This is a genomic window from Streptomyces sp. NPDC000229, assembly GCF_040300825.1.
Classification (GTDB): Bacteria; Actinomycetota; Actinomycetes; order Streptomycetales; family Streptomycetaceae; genus Streptomyces.
On the sequence record NZ_JBEPEL010000117.1, the window covers coordinates 1 to 18,329 of the forward strand.

16 protein-coding genes, 3 tRNA genes and 3 pseudogenes are annotated in these 18,329 nt (G+C 70.2%); 15 read left to right on the forward strand and 7 right to left on the reverse strand.

Annotated elements, in window-relative coordinates:
• Window positions 1-256: 256 nt before the first annotated feature.
• From ABT360_RS33070 to ABT360_RS33090, 5 genes are all read left to right on the forward strand, one after another.
• Window positions 257-499: a hypothetical protein gene (locus tag ABT360_RS33070; protein WP_351824950.1), complete on the forward strand. Its 243-nt coding sequence runs from the start codon at window positions 257-259 to the stop codon at window positions 497-499.
• A 153-nt stretch (window positions 500-652) separates the two neighbouring features.
• Window positions 653-1,309, forward strand: coding sequence for an aminotransferase class IV (locus ABT360_RS33075; protein WP_351824953.1), 657 nt, complete (start codon window positions 653-655; stop codon window positions 1,307-1,309).
• Entirely contained in the window at window positions 1,306-1,965 is a 660-nt protein-coding gene (locus tag ABT360_RS33080; protein ID WP_351824956.1) for a formylglycine-generating enzyme family protein, read from the forward strand. The genes ABT360_RS33075 and ABT360_RS33080 overlap by 4 nt, the downstream gene beginning before the upstream one ends.
• A 72-nt stretch (window positions 1,966-2,037) precedes the next feature.
• A complete protein-coding gene (locus tag ABT360_RS33085; RefSeq protein ID WP_351824959.1) occupies window positions 2,038-3,369 on the forward strand; it encodes a restriction endonuclease in 1,332 nt (443 codons plus the stop codon).
• Between the two features lie 147 nt (window positions 3,370-3,516).
• Window positions 3,517-3,607: transfer RNA gene (locus tag ABT360_RS33090), tRNA-Ser, on the forward strand.
• A 172-nt stretch (window positions 3,608-3,779) separates the two neighbouring features.
• Here the strand turns inward: ABT360_RS33090 and ABT360_RS33095 are convergent.
• From ABT360_RS33095 to ABT360_RS33105, 3 genes and pseudogenes are all read right to left on the reverse strand, one after another.
• Window positions 3,780-4,315 (reverse strand): annotated as a pseudogene (locus ABT360_RS33095) (VOC family protein).
• 119 nt (window positions 4,316-4,434) lie between these two features.
• Window positions 4,435-4,740 carry a transcriptional regulator gene (locus ABT360_RS33100; RefSeq protein WP_351824962.1) on the reverse strand — a complete coding sequence of 102 codons (306 nt, stop codon included), beginning with the start codon at window positions 4,738-4,740 and terminating at the stop codon, window positions 4,435-4,437.
• Window positions 4,737-5,234 (reverse strand): hypothetical protein, encoded by a 498-nt coding sequence (locus ABT360_RS33105; RefSeq protein WP_351824965.1) that lies wholly within the window; start codon window positions 5,232-5,234, stop codon window positions 4,737-4,739. Before ABT360_RS33105 ends, ABT360_RS33100 begins: the two co-directional genes overlap by 4 nt.
• 85 nt (window positions 5,235-5,319) lie before the next feature.
• On the opposite strand from ABT360_RS33105, the gene ABT360_RS33110 reads away from it, so the two are divergent.
• On the forward strand, window positions 5,320-5,481 hold the full coding sequence (locus ABT360_RS33110) for a hypothetical protein (RefSeq protein ID WP_351824967.1): 162 nt from the start codon (window positions 5,320-5,322) through the stop codon (window positions 5,479-5,481).
• A 168-nt stretch (window positions 5,482-5,649) separates the two neighbouring features.
• Window positions 5,650-6,281 (forward strand): annotated as a pseudogene (locus tag ABT360_RS33115) (LysE family transporter).
• Here the strand turns inward: ABT360_RS33115 and ABT360_RS33120 are convergent.
• Window positions 6,241-7,113, reverse strand: coding sequence for a bifunctional DNA primase/polymerase (locus ABT360_RS33120; protein ID WP_351824970.1), 873 nt, complete (start codon window positions 7,111-7,113; stop codon window positions 6,241-6,243). The pseudogene ABT360_RS33115 and the gene ABT360_RS33120 sit on opposite strands and share 41 nt — an antisense overlap.
• A 320-nt stretch (window positions 7,114-7,433) precedes the next feature.
• Here ABT360_RS33120 and ABT360_RS33125 point away from each other — a divergent pair, with 320 nt between their 5' ends.
• From ABT360_RS33125 to ABT360_RS33150, 6 genes are all read left to right on the forward strand, one after another.
• Complete coding sequence (locus tag ABT360_RS33125) at window positions 7,434-7,739, forward strand: hypothetical protein (protein ID WP_351824973.1); 306 nt, start codon at window positions 7,434-7,436, stop codon at window positions 7,737-7,739.
• Between the two features lie 216 nt (window positions 7,740-7,955).
• Window positions 7,956-8,789: a bifunctional MaoC family dehydratase N-terminal/OB-fold nucleic acid binding domain-containing protein gene (locus tag ABT360_RS33130; protein WP_351824994.1), complete on the forward strand. Its 834-nt coding sequence runs from the start codon at window positions 7,956-7,958 to the stop codon at window positions 8,787-8,789.
• Window positions 8,790-8,829: 40 nt separating this feature from the next.
• Window positions 8,830-9,216 carry a MaoC family dehydratase gene (locus ABT360_RS33135; RefSeq protein WP_351824976.1) on the forward strand — a complete coding sequence of 129 codons (387 nt, stop codon included), beginning with the start codon at window positions 8,830-8,832 and terminating at the stop codon, window positions 9,214-9,216.
• Window positions 9,213-10,388: a lipid-transfer protein gene (locus ABT360_RS33140; RefSeq protein ID WP_351824979.1), complete on the forward strand. Its 1,176-nt coding sequence runs from the start codon at window positions 9,213-9,215 to the stop codon at window positions 10,386-10,388. The genes ABT360_RS33135 and ABT360_RS33140 overlap by 4 nt, the downstream gene beginning before the upstream one ends.
• Window positions 10,389-10,550: 162 nt before the next feature.
• Window positions 10,551-11,108, forward strand: a complete 558-nt coding sequence (locus ABT360_RS33145; protein ID WP_351824982.1) for a SigE family RNA polymerase sigma factor — start codon at window positions 10,551-10,553, stop codon at window positions 11,106-11,108.
• Window positions 11,109-11,208: 100 nt separating this feature from the next.
• Window positions 11,209-12,855 (forward strand): long-chain fatty acid--CoA ligase, encoded by a 1,647-nt coding sequence (locus ABT360_RS33150; RefSeq protein ID WP_351824985.1) that lies wholly within the window; start codon window positions 11,209-11,211, stop codon window positions 12,853-12,855.
• Window positions 12,856-12,898: 43 nt separating this feature from the next.
• Here ABT360_RS33150 and ABT360_RS33155 read toward each other — a convergent pair whose 3' ends face one another.
• Together ABT360_RS33155 and ABT360_RS33160 are read right to left on the reverse strand one after the other, a co-directional pair.
• Window positions 12,899-16,543 carry a PAS domain-containing protein gene (locus ABT360_RS33155; protein WP_351824988.1) on the reverse strand — a complete coding sequence of 1,215 codons (3,645 nt, stop codon included), beginning with the start codon at window positions 16,541-16,543 and terminating at the stop codon, window positions 12,899-12,901.
• Window positions 16,544-16,630: 87 nt separating this feature from the next.
• Window positions 16,631-17,077 (reverse strand): SSI family serine proteinase inhibitor, encoded by a 447-nt coding sequence (locus ABT360_RS33160; RefSeq protein ID WP_351824991.1) that lies wholly within the window; start codon window positions 17,075-17,077, stop codon window positions 16,631-16,633.
• Between the two features lie 227 nt (window positions 17,078-17,304).
• Here ABT360_RS33160 and ABT360_RS33165 point away from each other — a divergent pair.
• A tRNA-Ser gene (locus ABT360_RS33165) sits at window positions 17,305-17,398 on the forward strand.
• A 204-nt stretch (window positions 17,399-17,602) separates the two neighbouring features.
• Window positions 17,603-17,675: transfer RNA gene (locus ABT360_RS33170), tRNA-Arg, on the forward strand.
• A gap of 119 nt (window positions 17,676-17,794) precedes the next feature.
• Here the strand turns inward: ABT360_RS33170 and ABT360_RS33175 are convergent.
• Window positions 17,795-18,211 (reverse strand): annotated as a pseudogene (locus tag ABT360_RS33175) (tyrosine-type recombinase/integrase); the annotation flags it as partial.
• Between the last annotated feature and the right edge of the window lie 118 nt (window positions 18,212-18,329).

Consider the following 18,329-nt stretch of genomic DNA (forward strand, 5'->3'; position numbering starts at 1 on the left):
AACCACTGGTGTCAGCTAGGGGACGGCACCAACGAGGAGCGCCGTACGCCCGTGCCGGTCCGCGGAGCGGCACCCCTTCCGCATGGACCCTGTCTCACTCTTTCTCGCCCATATCCGAGCGCTGACCAGTACGTATGGGCCAACGCCCGCGAGATCGCAGCCAGGGTCAGAGATGAAATCGCCGCAGGGACGTTCGGCCCTGGGGACCGCCTCCCTGGCGCTCGGGCCTACGCCAAGAAGCTTGGCGTAGCCCCTGATGACAGTGCAGACCGCCTACGCGCAACTCCAGGAAGAAGGGTTGGTCGAAGATCGCACGGGGAGCGGCACCTACGTTCGCGACCCCGCTCCCGGCGAGCAGGCGCCCCGTGAGGCCGCGCAGCGTCTGACCGACTTGCAAGCCGAGGTCGCACGCGTCTCGACCGAACTGGCTGGCCTTGTCGAGCGCGTCAAACAGCTTGAAGCGGTCGTGGGCCCCGCCAAGGATGAACCCGGCGCTTAGCGTCTCTCGCGGTGTGTCCGCCATCATGCTCATAGCGTGTCCTGGCGAGCGCTCGGTGAGTACGTACTCTCGCCGCCTCCGCACCGAACTAATTCGAACTTTGGCTGCACAGCTGGGTGTTGGCGGCTCGTCAGGGGCTGCAAGACTGGCCCCATGGCTGAACTGAACGGGAAACCCGTCACCCTCGACGACCTTCAGAGCCTTGCCCTCACGAACTACGGCCACTTCACCTCCATGCGCATGGAGGACGGCACCATTCGTGGCCTGTCGCTTCACCTCGATCGGTTGGTACGGGACTGCCGTCTCGTCTTCGGGGTGGAGCTGGACCGCGAGCGGACGTTGAGCTACATCCGTAAGGCAGCGGAGGGCGTCACCGGGGTTGCCGGTCTACGAGTCACAGTCTTCGACCCCGGGATCGACATGGGGCGTCCCAGTGTCGCCAAGGACCCTCACGTTCTCGTGAACTTGCGGCCGGCGGGCGCCATGCCTCCGCCCCCGCTCACCGCCGAGTCCTTCACCTTTACCCGGGACAGTGCGGCGGTGAAGCACATCGGCCTTCACTCGCAGCTCCGGATTCGGCGCGAGGCGCAGCTCGCCGGTTTCGACGATGCGGTGTTCGTTGAACCGGACGGTCGCGTCTCTGAGGGCGGCACGTGGAACCTGGGCTTCGTCGACCAGGACGGGACTGTCATCTGGCCCGACGCCCCTGTCCTCCCCGGTACGACGATGCTTCTACTCCAGAGCTTGGACACGCCCAAGCAGGTAACAGCCCCGGTGCAGCAGTCATCGAGCCCGATGAAGACCAGATGAGCAGTGGCGAGTACGTGAAGCATCCCGGAGACGGAAAACTCATGGCGCGCGTGCCCGAAGGGATCTTCTTATCTGGAGAGGACGACGATCCGGTGTGGGTGGATGAATTCCACATCGACACCTTCCCGACCACGAACGCCGACTACGCGCGATTCTGTGCGGCCACTCGGCACCCGGTGCCCGAGCACTGGGAGAACGGTCGTTGTCCGCGTGAGCTGTACGACCATCCCGTTGTGCACGTGACTTGGCGCGACGCGAGCGCGTACGCAGCATGGGCCGGGAAGTCGCTGCCGACAGCCGAGCAGTGGGAGAAGGCGGCGCGTGGCACATCCGGCCGTACCTTCCCATGGGGCGACCAGAAAACAGCTGCAAAATGCAATGTCCGCGAGACCGGGGTGGAACACACGACGTCCGTATCTCGGTACCACAGCGGCGTTTCGCCATACGGGGTTTACGACATGGTGGGCAACGTGTGGGAGTGGCTTGCGACACCGACAACGCCCGGTCGTTACGAACTTCGCGGGAGTGCCTTCACGAGCCCTCTGTTTCGGGGAGTGCCAGCCGTTCCCAATGACGCCAACGACACCATGCATGACGACGACACTGGATTTCGTTGCGTGGCGACACCGGAGCAGATGGAGCCGCGCAAGCGGTGAGTTTATTCGACTCCTGCTTTATCGAACATACTCACGCCTGCCTGATGAAGCTATCCACAACAAGGGGGAAGCATGCATGCAAATTCAGCCGCTTGGGACGTCCCATGGAAAACCGTAAAGGGAAGGCTGCTGGAGGAGCTTCTATTTGAGCTTCTAGGCGCCATGGGTGGAGTCGATCTGACGTGGCGAACCGGCGGAACCGGGGACGGAGCGGCTGATGGAGGGCGCGATATTGAAGTTAGCTTTCTGCATCCGACTCCGGACGGCGACGTAGAACGAGAAAAGTGGTGGGTCGAAGTCAAAGGTCGATCGAAATCCGTGGAACCCATCGCCGTGAAATCTGCAGTACTCAACGCAGCAGGGAATGATGATGTAGATGTTCTGGTCATTGCGTCGAATAGCGACTATACGAACCCGACCCGCGACTGGGTGAAAGAATGGCAGCGGACCCATAGGCGACCGCGGGTGCGCCTGTGGGATCAAAATATTCTAGAAAAGCTTGTCCGTGAAAATCCGGTAATCTCTGCTCGTGTAATCCCGGAAGTAATTCAAGGAAAAGAGCGGCTAGCCCTGCTCGTGGAGCGCTTTGAGTCTGTCGGGAGGGTTCCTCTAGAAGAAGATGTTGCGTATTTCTGGGAGAATAAACAATGGGTTACGGAGGCTCGCGAGGTCGCATGTTTGACTTATGCGGAAGTGGTTCTCGGGGACCTCACGGAACGTCCTTGGGCTGCCATCCTCGATGATTCGAGGGCTGTAGACGTAGCTGTGCAGGCGCTTGTCGGACTGCCAATGGCAATGCTCAGAACGAAAGTTCTTGCGGATGCTAAAGCAACAGCGACGAGCGCGTACCTATTGCAATGGGCATTGCCGAGGCTTCCGGCAGACTTCGTGAGTAAGCTCCTAATTAATCCGTTCGAGTACCTCGATGGGGATTGGGAAAAATTCTCGCAGGCGTCGGATGGTTGGCGACAGCATTTCTTGCGCCCCATGTGGGGCTACCTAAAGAACGAACTTCTGGATGCCTGTTCAAGTGATTGTGTACGAGTCTCGGTCGATCCTGGAATGATTTTGAAGGATGACCCTAGAGGGCCCCGCTATTGGCGCCGCTTCAACCCTGCGCTTCCGGCCCCAGACGGCAGGAGTCTAATCATTGAGGATCGCAACAGGCCGTGCGCGGTGGGCTTCGACTTGACCAACCGGTCGTGCCCCCTGTTCGAGAGAGAGGAAGAGGAAAGCGCCGAGGTGGAGATTCGTGAGATCGAAATGGTTGCCCAGACCATTTCTTACCGTCGCGATAGGCCGGACGGTAGGTTCTCTGAGCTGTACTCATCGAGTGATCCACTAAAACGCCGCGTAGACCGGATGATCAGCGAGATCACGGAATCGCCGGAAGAGTATCTCTAGCTCTCGCTCCGCGCGGACGGCGCCAGCCTTGCCCGTCGTCTGGACTGGTTGAGGACGATGAGCCGTCCTGGCTGCCCGTTCTCGACACCCATGGGCCATGTGTGGGCCAGGGAACCTGTGGACGGCATACAGTGGCCTTTCCGCGCAGGTGAGAGGGGCTAAGCGTCGTGATCACCTGTCGGTCTTGAAAACCGTCGTGGCAGCGATGTCACTGTGGGTTCAAATCCCACACCCACCGCAGCGGGCCGGCGTATGCGCTGGTCGAAGGGGCGCCCGGTTCAGGGGCGCCCCTTTCGCATGGGTGCTGTTCTGCCTCGATCCGCCTCGGTCACGCCGCCTCTGCCACGGCCGTTGGCCGGCGTGTGTGGACCGGGCGTGGACCGACGGTCAGGTCATCGGCGTCGGTGGCGTCAGGCATGCTCCTCATCGTGGCCGCGGCCGACGCCCGGTGGGGTGATCCCGATGGCTTCAAGGTTCCGTGCCTCCTGACTGCCCGGATCAAAGGGCTTCGCCGCGGTGAAGACGATCCGTGCGTTCTCGGGGGTGATCACCTCTATGTCGCGGGTGTTCCAGGGAGTGTCCCGGGGACCGTCGACCGAGTTCGGGCGCAACGCACGACAGGTCTCGGCAAGGGAATCGACCTCGCTGAGCACGCACGCGAAACTGAGCTCATCGCCGGTGCCTGCTCCGGAACGCTCCCCGCGGGGACGAGGAGTACGTCCTGGAACGCCCACCGGCGCAGATGCACCAGCCTGCCGGGGATGCTGAACAGGTCGAAGAACCCGAGCCCACGACTCCAGAAGTCCACCGACGCCGCCAGATCGCTCGTGGGGATCGTCACGAACGCGGGCATTCCGTAGATGCCACGGAACGGCTCCGGCGGAACCGCATCCGGGCCGGGAGCGGGCACGGGACTCATCTCGAACGCGTTGTAGTGGTCGCTCATGCACCCCACCCTCCGGCCTCACGCAACGTGAGGGTCAAGCCGTGCGGAAGTTCGCGGGGTCCCGGCCGGTCGTGATGTCCGGTGGCGGGGCTACCCCCTGGGTCCCGTCCTTGCCCCCGCTAGGTTCCGACGATGGCGCGCAGGGCGGCGAGGTGGGCGTGGTAGGCCGTGCGGCCTTGCGGGGTGAGGCGGAGCCAGACGCGTTGGCGGGTGTCGCGGACGGCCTTGCGCTGCTCGACGTAGCCGGCGTCCGCGAGGACGGTGACGTGTTTGCTCAGTACGGAGGCGGAGACGTCGAGTTGCCGCTGGACGGCGGCGAACTCGGCTTCGCCGGCGGTGTCGAGGAGCGCGCAGATCCGCAGCCGGTTGGGGGCGTGGATGGTGGTGTCGAAGCCGTCCATGGGGTCGGCGGCGGGGTCGCTCATGAGGCCCTCCGGTGCAGGCGGACGAACACGAGGTGGAAGGTGATCGACACCGCCACGCCGATGGCGGAGGCGGCGAACAGCCACATCGGCTCGTGGGTGGCACGGAAGACGAGGACCGAGCCCAGCAGTACGGCGGGTAGTCCTGTGACGAGGGGGAGGGTGACGCGCTTGGGCAGTACGTCGAAGCGGAGTGCCACGCCGGTCTTCTTGCGCCAGCCGGCGGCCGCGACCGCGAACAGCCCCAGGAACGCCGAGGACATCACCACCAGGATGACGCTCCAGACGGCGTGCGGCAGCAGCCAGTCCGGGCGGGCCAGGGTGCCCCCGTAGACCGGTGGGATGGCCGCGATGTAGAGCGTGAGCGCGGTGGTGAACCAGCGTGGCCACGGGGTGGCGGACACGGCGGCGGTCGACGCGCGGACCTGCTCGGCGTCGGCCAGGGCGGCGAGGGCCTGCTGGGCGGTCGGTCGGACGATTTCCCCGTTGGTTTCCATGATGGAAACAGTAGAGGTGACTTTCCGTTGTGGCAAGTGAAGATTTTCCAGGATGGAAAGTGTGCTCGGCCGCTACAGTCGTGGCATGGGGGATTTCGCCAGTCAGGGCCGGACCGTGCTGTGCAAGTCGTGCCACCGGCCGCTCCGTCAGAACCGCCGTTGGTTTCCGCAGCAGTACTGCAACCGCTGGCACAAGGTGAGGCACCGGGTGGCGAGCTTCGTCGGGAGCGTGCTGGACAACGCGTAGCCGGGGGCGGGGCCGGCGAAAACGCGGTGCCGTGGCGCCCCCGGCGCGCCGGCATCCGGGCATGGTCTCTCTCGCGTACGCCACCCTGCCGCCGTCCGTCGCCCCGCGCCCGGTGCGCGGCCGACAGCAGCAGCACGGGCCGCGGCCGGAGCCGGCCTCCGTGCACCCGTGATCGGCGCGCTGGTCGCGGGGGCGCTCGCCGGGTACGGGATCGCCGTCCCGGTGGGGCGGTCGGGGCGTATCTGGTGGCGCTCACCGCGCGGACGTCGCCGCGGGTCGGGGCGTCCGCCGCGCTCGGGGTGGCCACCGCGGACGGGCTGTACGCGCTGGTGGCCGTCGTCGGGGGGTCGGCCCTGGCACCGGTCATCGAGCCCGTGGTGGTGCCCCTGCGGTGGGCGTCGGGTCTGGTCCTCGTGGCGCTGGCCGTTCGCGGTGCGGCCGTGGCGGTCGGGCGGTACCGGGGGCGGCGGGACGCGGCGCGGGACGACGAGGCGCCGGTCGGGCCGCTGCGGGCGTACCTGATGTTCCTGGGGATCACGGTGCTGAACCCCATGACCGTGATCTACTTCGCGGCTCTGGTGATCGGCGGTCGCGGCGCCGGGGACCCGGGCGCACTGGAGCAGGGTGTGTTCGTGGTCGCCGCCTTCCTCGCCTCCGCCGGCTGGCAGTTGCTGCTGGCCGGCGGCGGAGCGCTGCTCGGCAGGGCGCTGACGGGCCGCCGAGGCCGGCTCGTCACCGCCCTGGTCTCCAGCGCGCTGATCATCGCGCTCGCGGTCCACCTGCTGCTCTCGGCGCCGTGAGGCGGGCCGCCGAGGCGATGGTGGCGCGGGCTTCGCGTGCGGAGAGGCCGGTGCGTACGGCGGCGTCGGTGAGGGCGTCCGCGAGCGCGTCGCCGATGCCGTTCTCGTACGCCCGGCAGGCCGCCCAGAACAGCCGGGTGTTGCGCTGCCCCTCGTGGGCGGCGAGCACGAAGTGGACCAGGCCCTCGCCGCGCGGCGGGTCGGCGGGGGCCCGCCGGGTGGTGGGCGGTGCCGGGGGAGCGAGCAGGCGCAGGAGGGCCGGCGGGCACGGCGCCGGGGTCAGGGCCGCCGTGCCGGGAGCCAGGCGGTAGGCGCCGCGTGCGGTGACCGAACCGGGGCCGGCCAGGTAGCCGCCGGTGCCGCGGATGTCGATGCCGGGGGCGAGGCGGCCGGCGGAGTTCGGGACGACGACGTCGGGCGGACCGGTCAGCCACAGGTGCCGTCCACCGCTGGGCGTGAGCACGGTGACCGTCTCGGGGACCGTGAAGCCGTGTGCCAGGGCGAGGCGTTGGAGGACGGCCGGCTCGGTGTCGAGGTCGACGCCGATCAGGTGGTGGGGCGGGCGCCCGCAGGCGATGCCGTATCCGGTCGCCCGGGGCGCGAGGGCGAACAGGGCGCGGACGGCGGCGGGGTCGGTGGTCGCGTCGTGGACGCCGTGCCCGGGCAGGCCGCACTCGCCGCGGCAGTGGACCGGGCCGGGGCTGTTCCGGTGCGGGGACGGCAGGGCGGGGAGCTTGGTCGGTGACAGGGGGATGACGGGCAGCCCGCGCTCGGCGGCGGACAACGCGTGAGCCAGGGCCAGGGTGACGGTTCGCCGGTCTGCAACGGCCATGGATCCATGTTCGTACGCGCATTCGAATAAGGGAAGAGGTAGGGGAATAGCCGGAAATGGACCGGAACGTTTCTCCTCCCGGGTGAGGCGGCCACCCGCGGCTCTCCGCTGGACGATCAAGCCCTGAACTGCGCTTTCAGGGTGCGGAGGGGGTTTATCGACTTGTCATCACGCTTGCGGGGGAAAGAGGCACTCCGGGCCGGTTCGCCGGGGATTCGATGGGCAACTCTTGAACCACGACGTCGAGAACTCGCCCGGGACGGTCGGCCAACCACCCGGGAACAAGCCGTAGTTACGCACGTGGTTCCTGGAGGACACACATGGCAAGCATCCGTACCGCTCGCGTCATCGCCGCCGTCGCCGCACTGCCCCTCGCCGCCGGTCTCTTCGCGGGGGTGGCGCACGCCGACACTGGTGGCATCGCGAACGACGGATCCAGCGCGTCCGCGGCGTCGGTCAGTGGCAGCGGTGTCGGCGGGAGCAACGCGGGCAACTCCACGACCGGCCAGCAGATCGCCAACGGCGGCGGCGCCTCGAACCAGAGCAACACCACGAGCGTGAACGGCCCGGGATTCACGGTCATCGGCCAGAGCAATCCCACGGTGGACTTCACGCACCTCTGGTAGACCGGCCCGCGGGGGGTCATGGGGACGAGGTGAACGGCGGCCTGTGCGGCGGTACTCCGGTACCGGCGCACAGGCCGTTCGCCGTCTCTTGACAGCGTCCCGGGATCTGACGGACAGTCAGAAACCGTGACGGACAAGCTGGACGACCTGGACGACCCGAACGAGCTGTACGAGCGGCTCACGACGTACGAGGGCCGGGCGGCCGCCACCGGGGGCATGGGCAAGGACCCGGTCAACGCGCCCATGATCAGGCACTGGTGCGAGGCGATGGGCGACACCCACCCCGCGTACACCGGACCCGACGCCATCGCCCCGTCCACCATGCTCCAGGTGTGGACCATGGGCGGCCTGTCCGGGCACGGCGGCGGCCGGTCGGACGCGTACGACGAACTCCTCGCGCTCCTCGACCGCGCGGGCTGCACCGCGGTGGTCGCGACCGACTGCGAGCAGGAGTACGTACGGGACCTCCGCCCCGGGGACGCCATCACCTTCGACGCGGTGATCGAGTCCGTGTCCCCGCGCAAGACCACCAAGCTGGGGACGGGCCACTTCGTCACCACGCGGATGGACGTACGGGCGGACGGGGCGCTCGTCGGCACCCACCGCTTCCGGATCCTCAAGTACGCCCCCGCGAGGCCCCGCCGCACCACCCCCGAGCGACCCCGCCCCGTGATCAACCGGGACAACGCCGGATTCTGGGACGGCGTCGCCGCGCACCGGCTGCTGATCCAGCGGTGCACCGGCTGCGGCACACTGCGCTTCCCCTGGCTGCCGGGGTGCAACACCTGCGGGTCGGGGGAGTGGGACACGGTCGCGTCGAGCGGCGAGGGGACGGTCTACTCGTACGTCGTCATGCACCACCCGTCCTTCCCGGCCTTCGACCCTCCCTACGCGGTCGGCCTCATCGAGCTGGCGGAGGGCGTCCGCATGATCAGCAACGTGGTCGGCGTGCCGTACGGCGAGGTGCGCATCGGCATGCCCGTACGACTGGATTTCGTGCGCGTCGACGAGGAACTCGAACTGCCGGTCTTCCGGGGAGGCGCGGGATGAGGCCCGGGGGCGAACTGCCGGTCTTCCGGGGAGGCGCCCGATGACCCCCGGGGACGAACTGCCGCCGCTGCGCATCCCGATCACCCGCACGCTCATCGTCGCGGGCGCCATCGCCTCCCGCGACTACCAGGACGTGCACCACGACGCCGAGCTCGCCAAGGAGAAGGGCTCCCCCGACATCTTCATGAACATCCTGACGACGAACGGCCTCGTCGGCCGGTACGTCACCGACCACTTCGGCCCCCGGGCCCGCCTCCGCAAGGTCGCCATCCGGCTCGGCGCGCCCAACCACCCCGGCGACACGATGACGCTGACCGGCACGGTCACCGCCGTCGACGGCGACACGGCCACCGTCCGGGTCGTCGGCACGAACCGGCTCGGGAACCACGTCACCGGCACGGTGACCGTCACGGGGGTGGGATCGTGAGCGTACGCAGGGCCGATACGCTCGGCGGCCGGGCGGCCATCGTCGGCATCGGCGCGACCGAGTTCTCCAAGGACTCCGGCCGCAGCGAACTCCGCCTCGCCGTCGAAGCCGTGCGTGCCGCCCTCGACGATGCCGGGCTCACCCCCGCCGACGTCGACGGCATGGTCACCTTCACCATGGACACCAGCCCCGAGATCACCGTCGCCCAGGCGGCCGGCATCGGCGAGCTGTCGTTCTTCTCCCGGGTCCACTACGGCGGCGGCGCCGCCTGCGCCACCGTCCAGCAGGCCGCCCTCGCCGTCGCCGGCGGCGTCGCGGACGTCGTCGTCTGCTACCGCGCCTTCAACGAACGCTCCGGCCGCCGCTTCGGCGCCGGAGTCCAGCACCGTGAACCGACCGCCGAAGGCGTCGCGCTGGGCTGGCAGCTACCGTTCGGGCTGCTCACCCCCGCCTCCTGGGTCGCCATGGCCGCCCAGCGCTACCTCCACGCCTACGGCCTCACCCCCGACGCCTTCGGCCACGTCGCCGTCACCGGCCGCCGCCACGCCGCCACCAACCCCGCCGCGTACTTCCACGGCAGGCCCATCACCCTCGCCGACCACGCCGCCTCCCGATGGATCGTCGAACCGCTGCGGCTCCTCGACTGCTGCCAGGAGACCGACGGCGGCCAGGCGCTCGTCGTCACCACCCCCGAGCGCGCCCGCGACCTGCCCCGGCCGCCCGCACTGATCATCGCGGCGGCGCAAGGAGCCGGGCGGGCGCAGGAGGCCATGACCGGCTTCTACCGCCACGACCTCACCGGCCTGCCCGAGGCAGGGGTCGTCGCCCGGCAGCTGTGGCGCACCTCGGGCCTGCGCCCCGCCGACATCGACGTCGGCATCCTCTACGACCACTTCACGCCCTTCGTGCTCATGCAGCTGGAGGAGTTCGGGTTCTGCGCCCCCGGCGAGGCCGCCGACTTCGTCGCCGCCGACGCCCTGCCCCTCAACACCCACGGAGGCCAGCTCGGCGAGGCGTACCTGCACGGCATGAACGGCATCGCGGAAGCCGTCCGCCAGCTGCGCGGTACGTCGGTGAACCAGGTGCCCGGCGCCGCCACGACCCTGGTCACGGCCGGCACGGGCGTCCCCACCTCCGGCCTGATCCTGGGCACCCCGGGCACCGAACCCTGAGCCCCCCGTTCCGTCGTCCCCGGCACCGAAACCCTGAGCCCCGCCCGCCGGTTCCTCCACCTCCAGGAGGTCCGGCGGGCCACCCCCCTACAACCTGAGGCGGACACCGGTTCGGCACCTGTGGGCGATCCCCCGCACAGTCCCCGCTCATAGCGTGGTCCTATGACCGCGACCGCCGGCACCGTCTGCACCGGGGCCTCCACAGCCGCCACCGGACACGCCCCCTCCTACCCGTCGTTCTCGTCGTACGTACGGGCCCGGGGGCCCGTGCTGCTGCGTACCGCCCGGTCGCTGACCGCCAACCCGTGCGACGCCGAGGACCTGCTCCAGACCGCCCTCGCCAAGACGTACGTCGCCTGGGGGCGCATCGAGGACCACCGGGCGCTCGACGGCTACGTACGCCGGGCCCTGATGAACACCCGCACCTCGCAGTGGCGCAAGCGCAAGGTCGACGAGTTCGCGTGCGACGAGCTGCCCGAGCCCCTCGGGCTGCCCGAGCCCGACCCGGCCGAGCAGCAGGTCCTGCGCGACGCGATGTGGCGCGCGGTGATGAGGCTGCCCGACCGCCAGCGGGCCATGGTCGTGCTCCGGTACTACGAAGACCTCAGCGAGGCCCAGACGGCGGAGGTCCTCGGGGTCTCCGTCGGCACGGTCAAGAGCGCCGTCTCACGGGCGCTCGGCAAGCTTCGCGAGGACCCGGAGCTCTCCCCCGTACGCTGACGGGCAGGTCTCGATCTACTCCCGGGTAGTGACATACCGCGCGGTATGTGCGCAGAATCTGCACACACATCTGCCACGTAGCGCCCAACGGGAGGACGCCGTGCTGAGCACCATGCAGGACGTACCGCTGACTGTCACCCGCATCCTCCGCCACGGGATGACGATCCACGGCAAGTCGCGGATCACCACCTGGACCGGCGAGGCCGAGCCGCACCGACGCAGCTTCGCCGAGGTCGGCGCACGCGCGACCCAACTGGCCGGAGCACTGCGCGACGAACTGGGCGTCACCGGCGACGAGCGGGTCGCCACGCTCATGTGGAACAACGCCGAGCACGTGGAGGCGTACCTCGCGATCCCCTCCATGGGCGCCGTCCTGCACACCCTGAACCTCCGCCTGCCCGCCGAACAGCTGGTCTGGATCGTCAACCACGCCGCCGACCGGGTTGTGATCGTCAACGGCAGCCTCCTTCCGCTCCTCGCCCCGCTCCTCCCCCACCTGCCGACCGTCGAGCACGTGGTGGTCTCCGGCCCCGGGGACCGCTCCCTCCTCGACGACGCCGCGCCCGCCGTCCACGAGTACGAGGAGCTCATCGCGGGCCGCCCCACCACGTACGACTGGCCCGAGCTGGACGAACGCTCCGCCGCCGCCATGTGTTACACCTCCGGCACCACCGGCGACCCCAAGGGCGTCGTCTACTCCCACCGCTCCATCTACCTGCACTCCATGCAGGTGAACATGACCGAGTCGATGGGCCTGACGGACAAGGACACCACCCTGGTGGTCGTGCCCCAGTTCCACGTCAACGCCTGGGGCCTGCCCCACGCCACCTTCATGACCGGCGTCAACATGCTGATGCCCGACCGCTTCCTCCAGCCCGCCCCGCTCGCCGAGATGATCGAGCGCGAGAAGCCCACGCACGCGGCGGCCGTCCCCACCATCTGGCAGGGCCTCCTCGCCGAGGTCACCGCCAACCCGCGCGACATCTCGTGCATGGCCAGCGTCACCATCGGCGGCGCCGCCTGCCCGCCGTCCCTCATGGAGGCCTACGACAAGCTCGGCGTCCGCCTCTCCCACGCCTGGGGCATGACCGAGACGTCCCCGCTCGGCACCATGGCCAACCCGCCGGCCGGCCTGTCGGCCGAGGAGGAGTGGCCGTACCGCATCACCCAGGGCCGTTTCCCCGCCGGTGTCGAGGCCCGCCTGGCCGGCCCCGGTGGCGACATCCTGCCCTGGGACGGCGAGTCGGCGGGTGAGCTGGAGGTCCGCGGCCCGTGGATCGCGGGCGCCTACTACGGCGGCGCGGCCGGTGAACCCCTGAAGCCCGAGGACAAGTTCACGCCCGACGGCTGGCTGAAGACCGGCGACGTCGGCGTGATCAGCCCGGACGGCTTCCTCACCCTCACCGACCGGGCCAAGGACGTCATCAAGTCGGGCGGCGAGTGGATCTCCTCGGTCGAGCTGGAGAACGCCCTGATGGCCCACCCGGAGGTGGCCGAGGCGGCGGTCGTCGCGGTCCCGGACGACAAGTGGGGCGAGCGTCCCCTGGCGACGGTCGTCCTCAAGGAGGGCGCGACCGCCACCTACGAGACACTGCGCGCCTTCCTCGCCGAGTCGATCGCCAAGTGGCAGCTCCCGGAGCGCTGGGCCGTCGTCCCGGCGGTGCCGAAGACCAGCGTGGGGAAGTTCGACAAGAAGGTGATCCGCAAGCAGTACGCCAACGGTGAGCTGGACGTCACGCAGCTCTGACGCGGCACGGACAAGGGGCGCCCCTCGTGGGGCGCCCCTTTCGTCAGTTCGTACCGATCTTCGCCAGCAGGTCCACGATCCGCGACTGGACCTCGGCGCTCGTCGACCGCTCCGCCAGGAACAGCACCGTCTCACCCGACGACAGCTTCGGCAGCTCCGCCTGCTGGAGGCTCGCCGAGGTGTAGACGACGAGCGGCGTACGGTTCAGCTGCCCGTTCGCCCGCAGCCAGTCGATGATCCCGGCGCGCCGGCGACGCACCTGCATCAGGTCCATCACCACCAGGTTCGGCCGCATCTGCGCGGCCAGCGTCACCGCCTCGCTGTCCGTGGCCGCCCGCGCCACCTGCATCCCGCGCCGCTCCAGCGTCGCCGTCAGCGCGAGCGCGATCTCCTCCTGCTCCTCGATCAGCAGGACCCGCGACGGGTGCTGCTCACTGTCCCGAGGCGCCAGGGCCTTGAGCAGTACGGCCGGATCGGCGCCGTACGCCGCCTCCCGCGTCGCCTGGCCCAGGCCGGCCGCCAGCAGGACCGGCACCTCGGCCGCCACCGCCGCCTGGCGCAGCGACTGCAGGGCCGTGCGGGTGATCGGCCCGGTCAGCGGGTCGACGAACAGCGCCGCCGGGAACGCGGCGATCTGCGCGTCCACCTCCTCGCGGGAGTGGACGATGACGGGCCGGTAGCCGCGCTCGCTCAGCGCCTCCTGCGTGGAGACGTCCGGCGCGGGCCACACCAACAGCCGGCGCGGATTGTCCAGCGGCTCGGGGGGCAGCTCGTCGTCGACGGGCAGCGGCGGCGGCTCGTTCGCCACCTCCACGGCTCCGCCCGGACCGTCCAGCGGCTCCGGGCCCTCGGCCGCGTCCTCGTCCGGTGCCCCTATCTCGTACGCCCGTCCCTCGGCCGGGGCGGACAGCCGCTGCGGCGGGGTGACAGCCGGAGCCGGAGCCGGGGTCGGTGCCGGGGGCTGGGGGTGCGGCCGGGCGGCCGGTTCCTCCGCCGGAGGCGTGGCCAGCTTGCGGCGCCGCCCGGAGCCCGAGGACTGCTGCTGGGCGATCTGCTGGCCGAACGGCACGCCCTGGCCCAGGGTGCGCACGCTGAACGCCCGCCCCTGGCCGCCGGTGCCGCCCTGGGTGTCGCCACCCGACGGCACCTCCGGCGGCAGCGGTACGGAGCCGGTGCTCGTCCCGGTCCCGGTGATCGTCTCCTGGGCCGCCCGCCGACGCCCCGTGGGCGCGGGGGCGGGAGTGGGCGCGGGCGCGGTTGCGGGCGGCGGGGTGGCCGGCACCGGGTGCGGCTGCGGCGGCGTGTGGTCGGCGCCCGACGGCGTGGCCACCGCCTCGTGGCGGCCGTCGTCGGGGCGCTGGTCGGTGCGCTCGTCGGGGCGCCGGTCCGCCTCGGCGGGCGGCAGCGCGAACGCGGTACGGGCACCGCTCTCGGCGGCCTGCGGCGCGGTCCGGTCCTGTGCCGCCCCGAGGGCCCGGCGCGCCCGCCGCCCCCCGGCCGGTTCGGCGGCGGCCGGAGCGTCGGCGGCGGGAGCCGCAGGGGGTGTCGTGGCGGGTGCGGCGGCTGCCGGAAGCGCCGGCATCGCGCCTTTGCCGGCCCGCCGCGCGCGCCTCCCGGCAGCCGGAACCGGCACCGCGTCCGCGGGCACGCCCTGCGGCGGCACCGTCTCACCCAGCGCGGCACGGCCCTGTGCGCTCTCGGCGGCCGTCATGACCGCACCCTCGGCCGGAGTCCCGGTCGCGGGGGTCACGACCGCCGGAGCCCCGACCGCCGGGGTCCCGGCCTCCGCCGGGCTCGGCCGCCCGCGCCGCCGCCCGGTCGGCCTGGCCGCCACCGGATCCTCGGCCTGCACGGGGCTCTCCAGAAAGGCCTCCGTCGAAGCCCGCCGCGCCCGCCGTCGCCCGCCACCGGACATCCCGCCACCGGAGGTGTCCCCCGAAGCCTGCGCGGGGACAACGGCGGCCGAAGCCTCCAAGGCCGCCGGCGTTTCCGTAACCGGCGTCTCCGCAACGGACGTCTCCGCGAGAGACGTCTCCGTGACCGGCGTGTCCGCCGCCGGCTTCACCGTCCCGGCACCCTCGCCCAGCGGCACCTCCAGGACGTACGCGCTGCCGGGCATCCCCGGCACCTCATGCGTCTGGAGCACACCGGCGTGCGCCCGCACGATCCCGCGCACGATCGGCTCGTGCACCGGGTCGCCACCCGCGTACGGCCCGCGCACCTCGATCCGTACGACGTCACCGCGCTGCGCCGCCGCGACGACGATCGTCGAGTCGACGTATCCACCGCCCGGCACCACCCGCGCCTTGCCGGTCGAGTCGACCCCGGCGACGTCCGCGATCAGATGGGCGAGCGCGGTCGAGATCCGCACCCCGTCCACCTCGGCCTCTATCGGCGGGGCGTGCACCGCGAACTGCACCCGCCCGGGGCCGATCAGTTCCACCGCGCCCTCGACACCGGCGGAGACGACCGCGTCGAGCAGCACCTTCGACTTCCGCAGCGTCTCCTCGCCGACATCGAGCCGCTGGAACCCGAGCACGTTGTCGACGAGCGTGGTCATCCGGGCGTACCCGGCGGCCAGATGGTGCAGCACCTGGTTGGCCTCGGGCCACAGCTGACCGGCCGGGTCGGCGGCCAGCGTGCCCAGCTCGCGGCGCAGCTCCTCCAGGGGCCCGCGCAGCGACTCGCCCAGCACGGCGGTCAGCTGGGCGTGCCGGGCCGCCAGCGCCGCGTACCGCTCCTCGTTCCGCTCGATCTCGACGGAGAGCCGCTCGCTGAGGTCGGCCATCTCGGTGGCGTGCCGCTCGGTCAGCTCGGCGACCTCGGAGGTGTGGCGCTCGGTGAGCTCCGCGACCTCGGCCGTGTGCCGGGTCTCCTGCTCCTCGTACGGGCGCCGGTCGGTGAACGTCATCACCGCACCGACCAGCTGGTCCCCGTCGCGGACCGGCGCGGTCGTCAGGTCGACCGGCACCGGCGAACCGTCCTTGGCCCACACCACCTGGTTGCGCACCCGGTGCTTGCGCCCGGACCGCAGCGTGTCGGCCAGCGGCGACCCCTCGAACGGGAAGGGCTCCCCGTCCGCCCGCGAATGCAGCATCAGCGGGTGCAGTTCCTTGCCGCCCAGGTCGCTGGCCCGCCAGCCCAGTATCTGCGCGGCGGCCGGGTTGACCAGGACGATCCGCCCGTCGGTGTCCGTGCCGACGACGCCTTCGGAGGCGGCGCGCAGGATCATCTCGGTCTGCCGCTGGGAGCGGGCCAGCTCGGCCTCGGTGTCGATCGTCCCGGAGAGGTCCCGCACCACGAGCATCAGCAACTCGTCACCGGTGTAGGCACTGCCGTACGAGTCGTACGCCTCGCGCCCGTCCTCCAGGCTCGCGCTGGTCACCTCGACCGGGAACTCGCTCCCGTCCGTACGCCGCGCGATCATCCGGGCCGGCTTGGTGCGTCCGCGCGCGTCGGCGGCCTCGGGCCGGCGCATCGAGCCGGGGATCAGCCGGGAGTCGAACGCGGGCAGCAGATCGAGCAGCCCGCGCCCGACCAGTGCCGTACCGGGCGTCTCGAACATTTCGAGGGCGATGGTGTTGGCGTTGACGACCGTGCCGTTGCAATTGACGAGTACGAGCCCGTCCGGCAGCGCGTCGAGTATGGCTGCGAGGCGAGCAGCGCCTCGGGATGGCCTGCTGCTCACGACGACGCTTCCTCCCACTCGGCCTGTCACTGGAGGGAGTCTAAAGGCAGGTGATGTGGGCTCGACGGCGGTTGTGTGCGGGTTCCTCTACGACCTGGCCATCGGCAGCACCGGCTTCAGGGTGTCCCACCTGGCGATCTCGCATCCGTCGGTCCGCTTGAAGTGGGCGTCGACGTCCTGCCCCCGCCAGGTGCCGGTGATGTGCGCGGTGGCGGCCCCACCGTGCTGCTGGGTGCACATCTGGTCCTTGGCCACGGGTGCGAACGGGTCCCTGCCCTCCTCGGCCAGCTCGTCGAGCCGGTCGCACGCGCCCTTGACCCTGGGGTGGTTCCCCTCGGCGGTCCGGAGGCCGCACTTCAGCTCGAACGTCCCGTCCGCCATCGGGTTGCCCGAGTTGCTCACGGTCACGGTCAGCGAGTCGGTGCCCGCCAGCAACGGCAGCGGCAGGGGCCCGCCACCGGCCATGGCGGCGGGGGCGGCGGCACCGAGCGCGGCGAGGGACGCGGCGGAGGTGAGGACGAGGCGGCGCAGCATACGAACTCCTGGGGGGTACGGATCCGTCGGGATGCCCGGCATCCCTCACCCCACTAACGCTCCAGTCCCCGGCGCGTTGCGCAAGCCGAGCGCCGTGGCTCGAACGGAACGCCTTTGCCCTGCGACCCACCCGCCTAGTACCGTGGGGATCGATTGGTGACACCCCCTTGGACTGTGTCATCATCTGCACGCACCACTCGCGCCCGCGCGGGTGCGGGCAAACAACTGGAGGCGTCGCCTAGTCCGGTCTATGGCGCCGCACTGCTAATGCGGTTTGGGTCTTAAAGCCCATCGAGGGTTCAAATCCCTCCGCCTCCGCCAGCACCACCCGAAGCCCCGGCCCCACGGCCGGGGCTTCGGCCGTTTCCCGGCACCCTCACCCGCACGGGCGACCCCCGGCAAAGGCCCCTGGTTGGCATTTGCCCAGGTCAGACGGGGTGTGGCTAATGGATTTCGCGTCACGGCGCAGGTCATGTAATGTTGTTCCCGCAACGCCGACCGGGCAGAAAAGCCCGGGAAGCACAAGCACTCGTAGCTTAACGGATAGAGCATCTGACTACGGATCAGAAGGTTGCAGGTTCGAATCCTGCCGAGTGCACAGCAGATCAGAGGCCCTGTGGAGTGATCCACAGGGCCTCTGGCTTTTGGCTTTGACGGCAGTGTTTTCGCGCAGGTGTGGCGTAGGTCGTGAAAGCGGACCTTGCGGACGCCGGTGCGAGCGCACAGCGTCTCGAAGGACCGGTTCGGGTTGCGCGGCTCGATGGGGGTCCCGTTCTTCGTGGTGAAGACGAGGCCGTGACCCGTCCCCTTCCAGTTGGCACCGGCCGCCTTCCGGTCGGCTACCTGCTGCGCGCGCTGGGCACGGAGCGCCGTCACGCATTCGGCCGGCAGAGCCACGCCGCGGGCCGAGCGCTGAGTCTTCGGCGCGACGATCAGCAGTTCTCCGCCGACGCGCTGTAGGGCCTGCCGGATGGTGAGGACACCTTCGTGAAGATCCACGTCCGACCAGCGCAGCCCCAGCAGCTCACCCCGCCGGAGCCCGATGCGGACCGCCAGCTCGTACGCGGCCCAGAGTCGGTTGTCCCGGGCCGCCGTCAGGAGCCGACGCCCTTCCGCAGCGGTAAGCGGTTCGATCTCGTTTCTTTACTGGATCAAGGCGGCCCGCTGGCACGGGCCGCGCGGCGCGGCGGCCCAGGCCGTCGGGTGCACATCCGGACGGACGGGCGGACGGCCGAACCGGGCACCACGGGTG

Coding starts and splice junctions, on each gene's coding strand:
- ABT360_RS33070 (WP_351824950.1), top strand. CDS start 257: ATGACAGTGCAGACCGCCTACGCGCAACTCCAGGAAGAAGGGTTGGTC.
- ABT360_RS33075 (WP_351824953.1), top strand. CDS start 653: ATGGCTGAACTGAACGGGAAACCCGTCACCCTCGACGACCTTCAGAGC.
- ABT360_RS33080 (WP_351824956.1), top strand. CDS start 1,306: ATGAGCAGTGGCGAGTACGTGAAGCATCCCGGAGACGGAAAACTCATG.
- ABT360_RS33085 (WP_351824959.1), top strand. CDS start 2,038: ATGCATGCAAATTCAGCCGCTTGGGACGTCCCATGGAAAACCGTAAAG.
- ABT360_RS33100 (WP_351824962.1), bottom strand. CDS start 4,740: ATGAGCGACCCCGCCGCCGACCCCATGGACGGCTTCGACACCACCATC.
- ABT360_RS33105 (WP_351824965.1), bottom strand. CDS start 5,234: ATGGAAACCAACGGGGAAATCGTCCGACCGACCGCCCAGCAGGCCCTC.
- ABT360_RS33110 (WP_351824967.1), top strand. CDS start 5,320: ATGGGGGATTTCGCCAGTCAGGGCCGGACCGTGCTGTGCAAGTCGTGC.
- ABT360_RS33120 (WP_351824970.1), bottom strand. CDS start 7,113: ATGGCCGTTGCAGACCGGCGAACCGTCACCCTGGCCCTGGCTCACGCG.
- ABT360_RS33125 (WP_351824973.1), top strand. CDS start 7,434: ATGGCAAGCATCCGTACCGCTCGCGTCATCGCCGCCGTCGCCGCACTG.
- ABT360_RS33130 (WP_351824994.1), top strand. CDS start 7,956: ATGGGCAAGGACCCGGTCAACGCGCCCATGATCAGGCACTGGTGCGAG.
- ABT360_RS33135 (WP_351824976.1), top strand. CDS start 8,830: ATGACCCCCGGGGACGAACTGCCGCCGCTGCGCATCCCGATCACCCGC.
- ABT360_RS33145 (WP_351824982.1), top strand. CDS start 10,551: ATGACCGCGACCGCCGGCACCGTCTGCACCGGGGCCTCCACAGCCGCC.
- ABT360_RS33160 (WP_351824991.1), bottom strand. CDS start 17,077: ATGCTGCGCCGCCTCGTCCTCACCTCCGCCGCGTCCCTCGCCGCGCTC.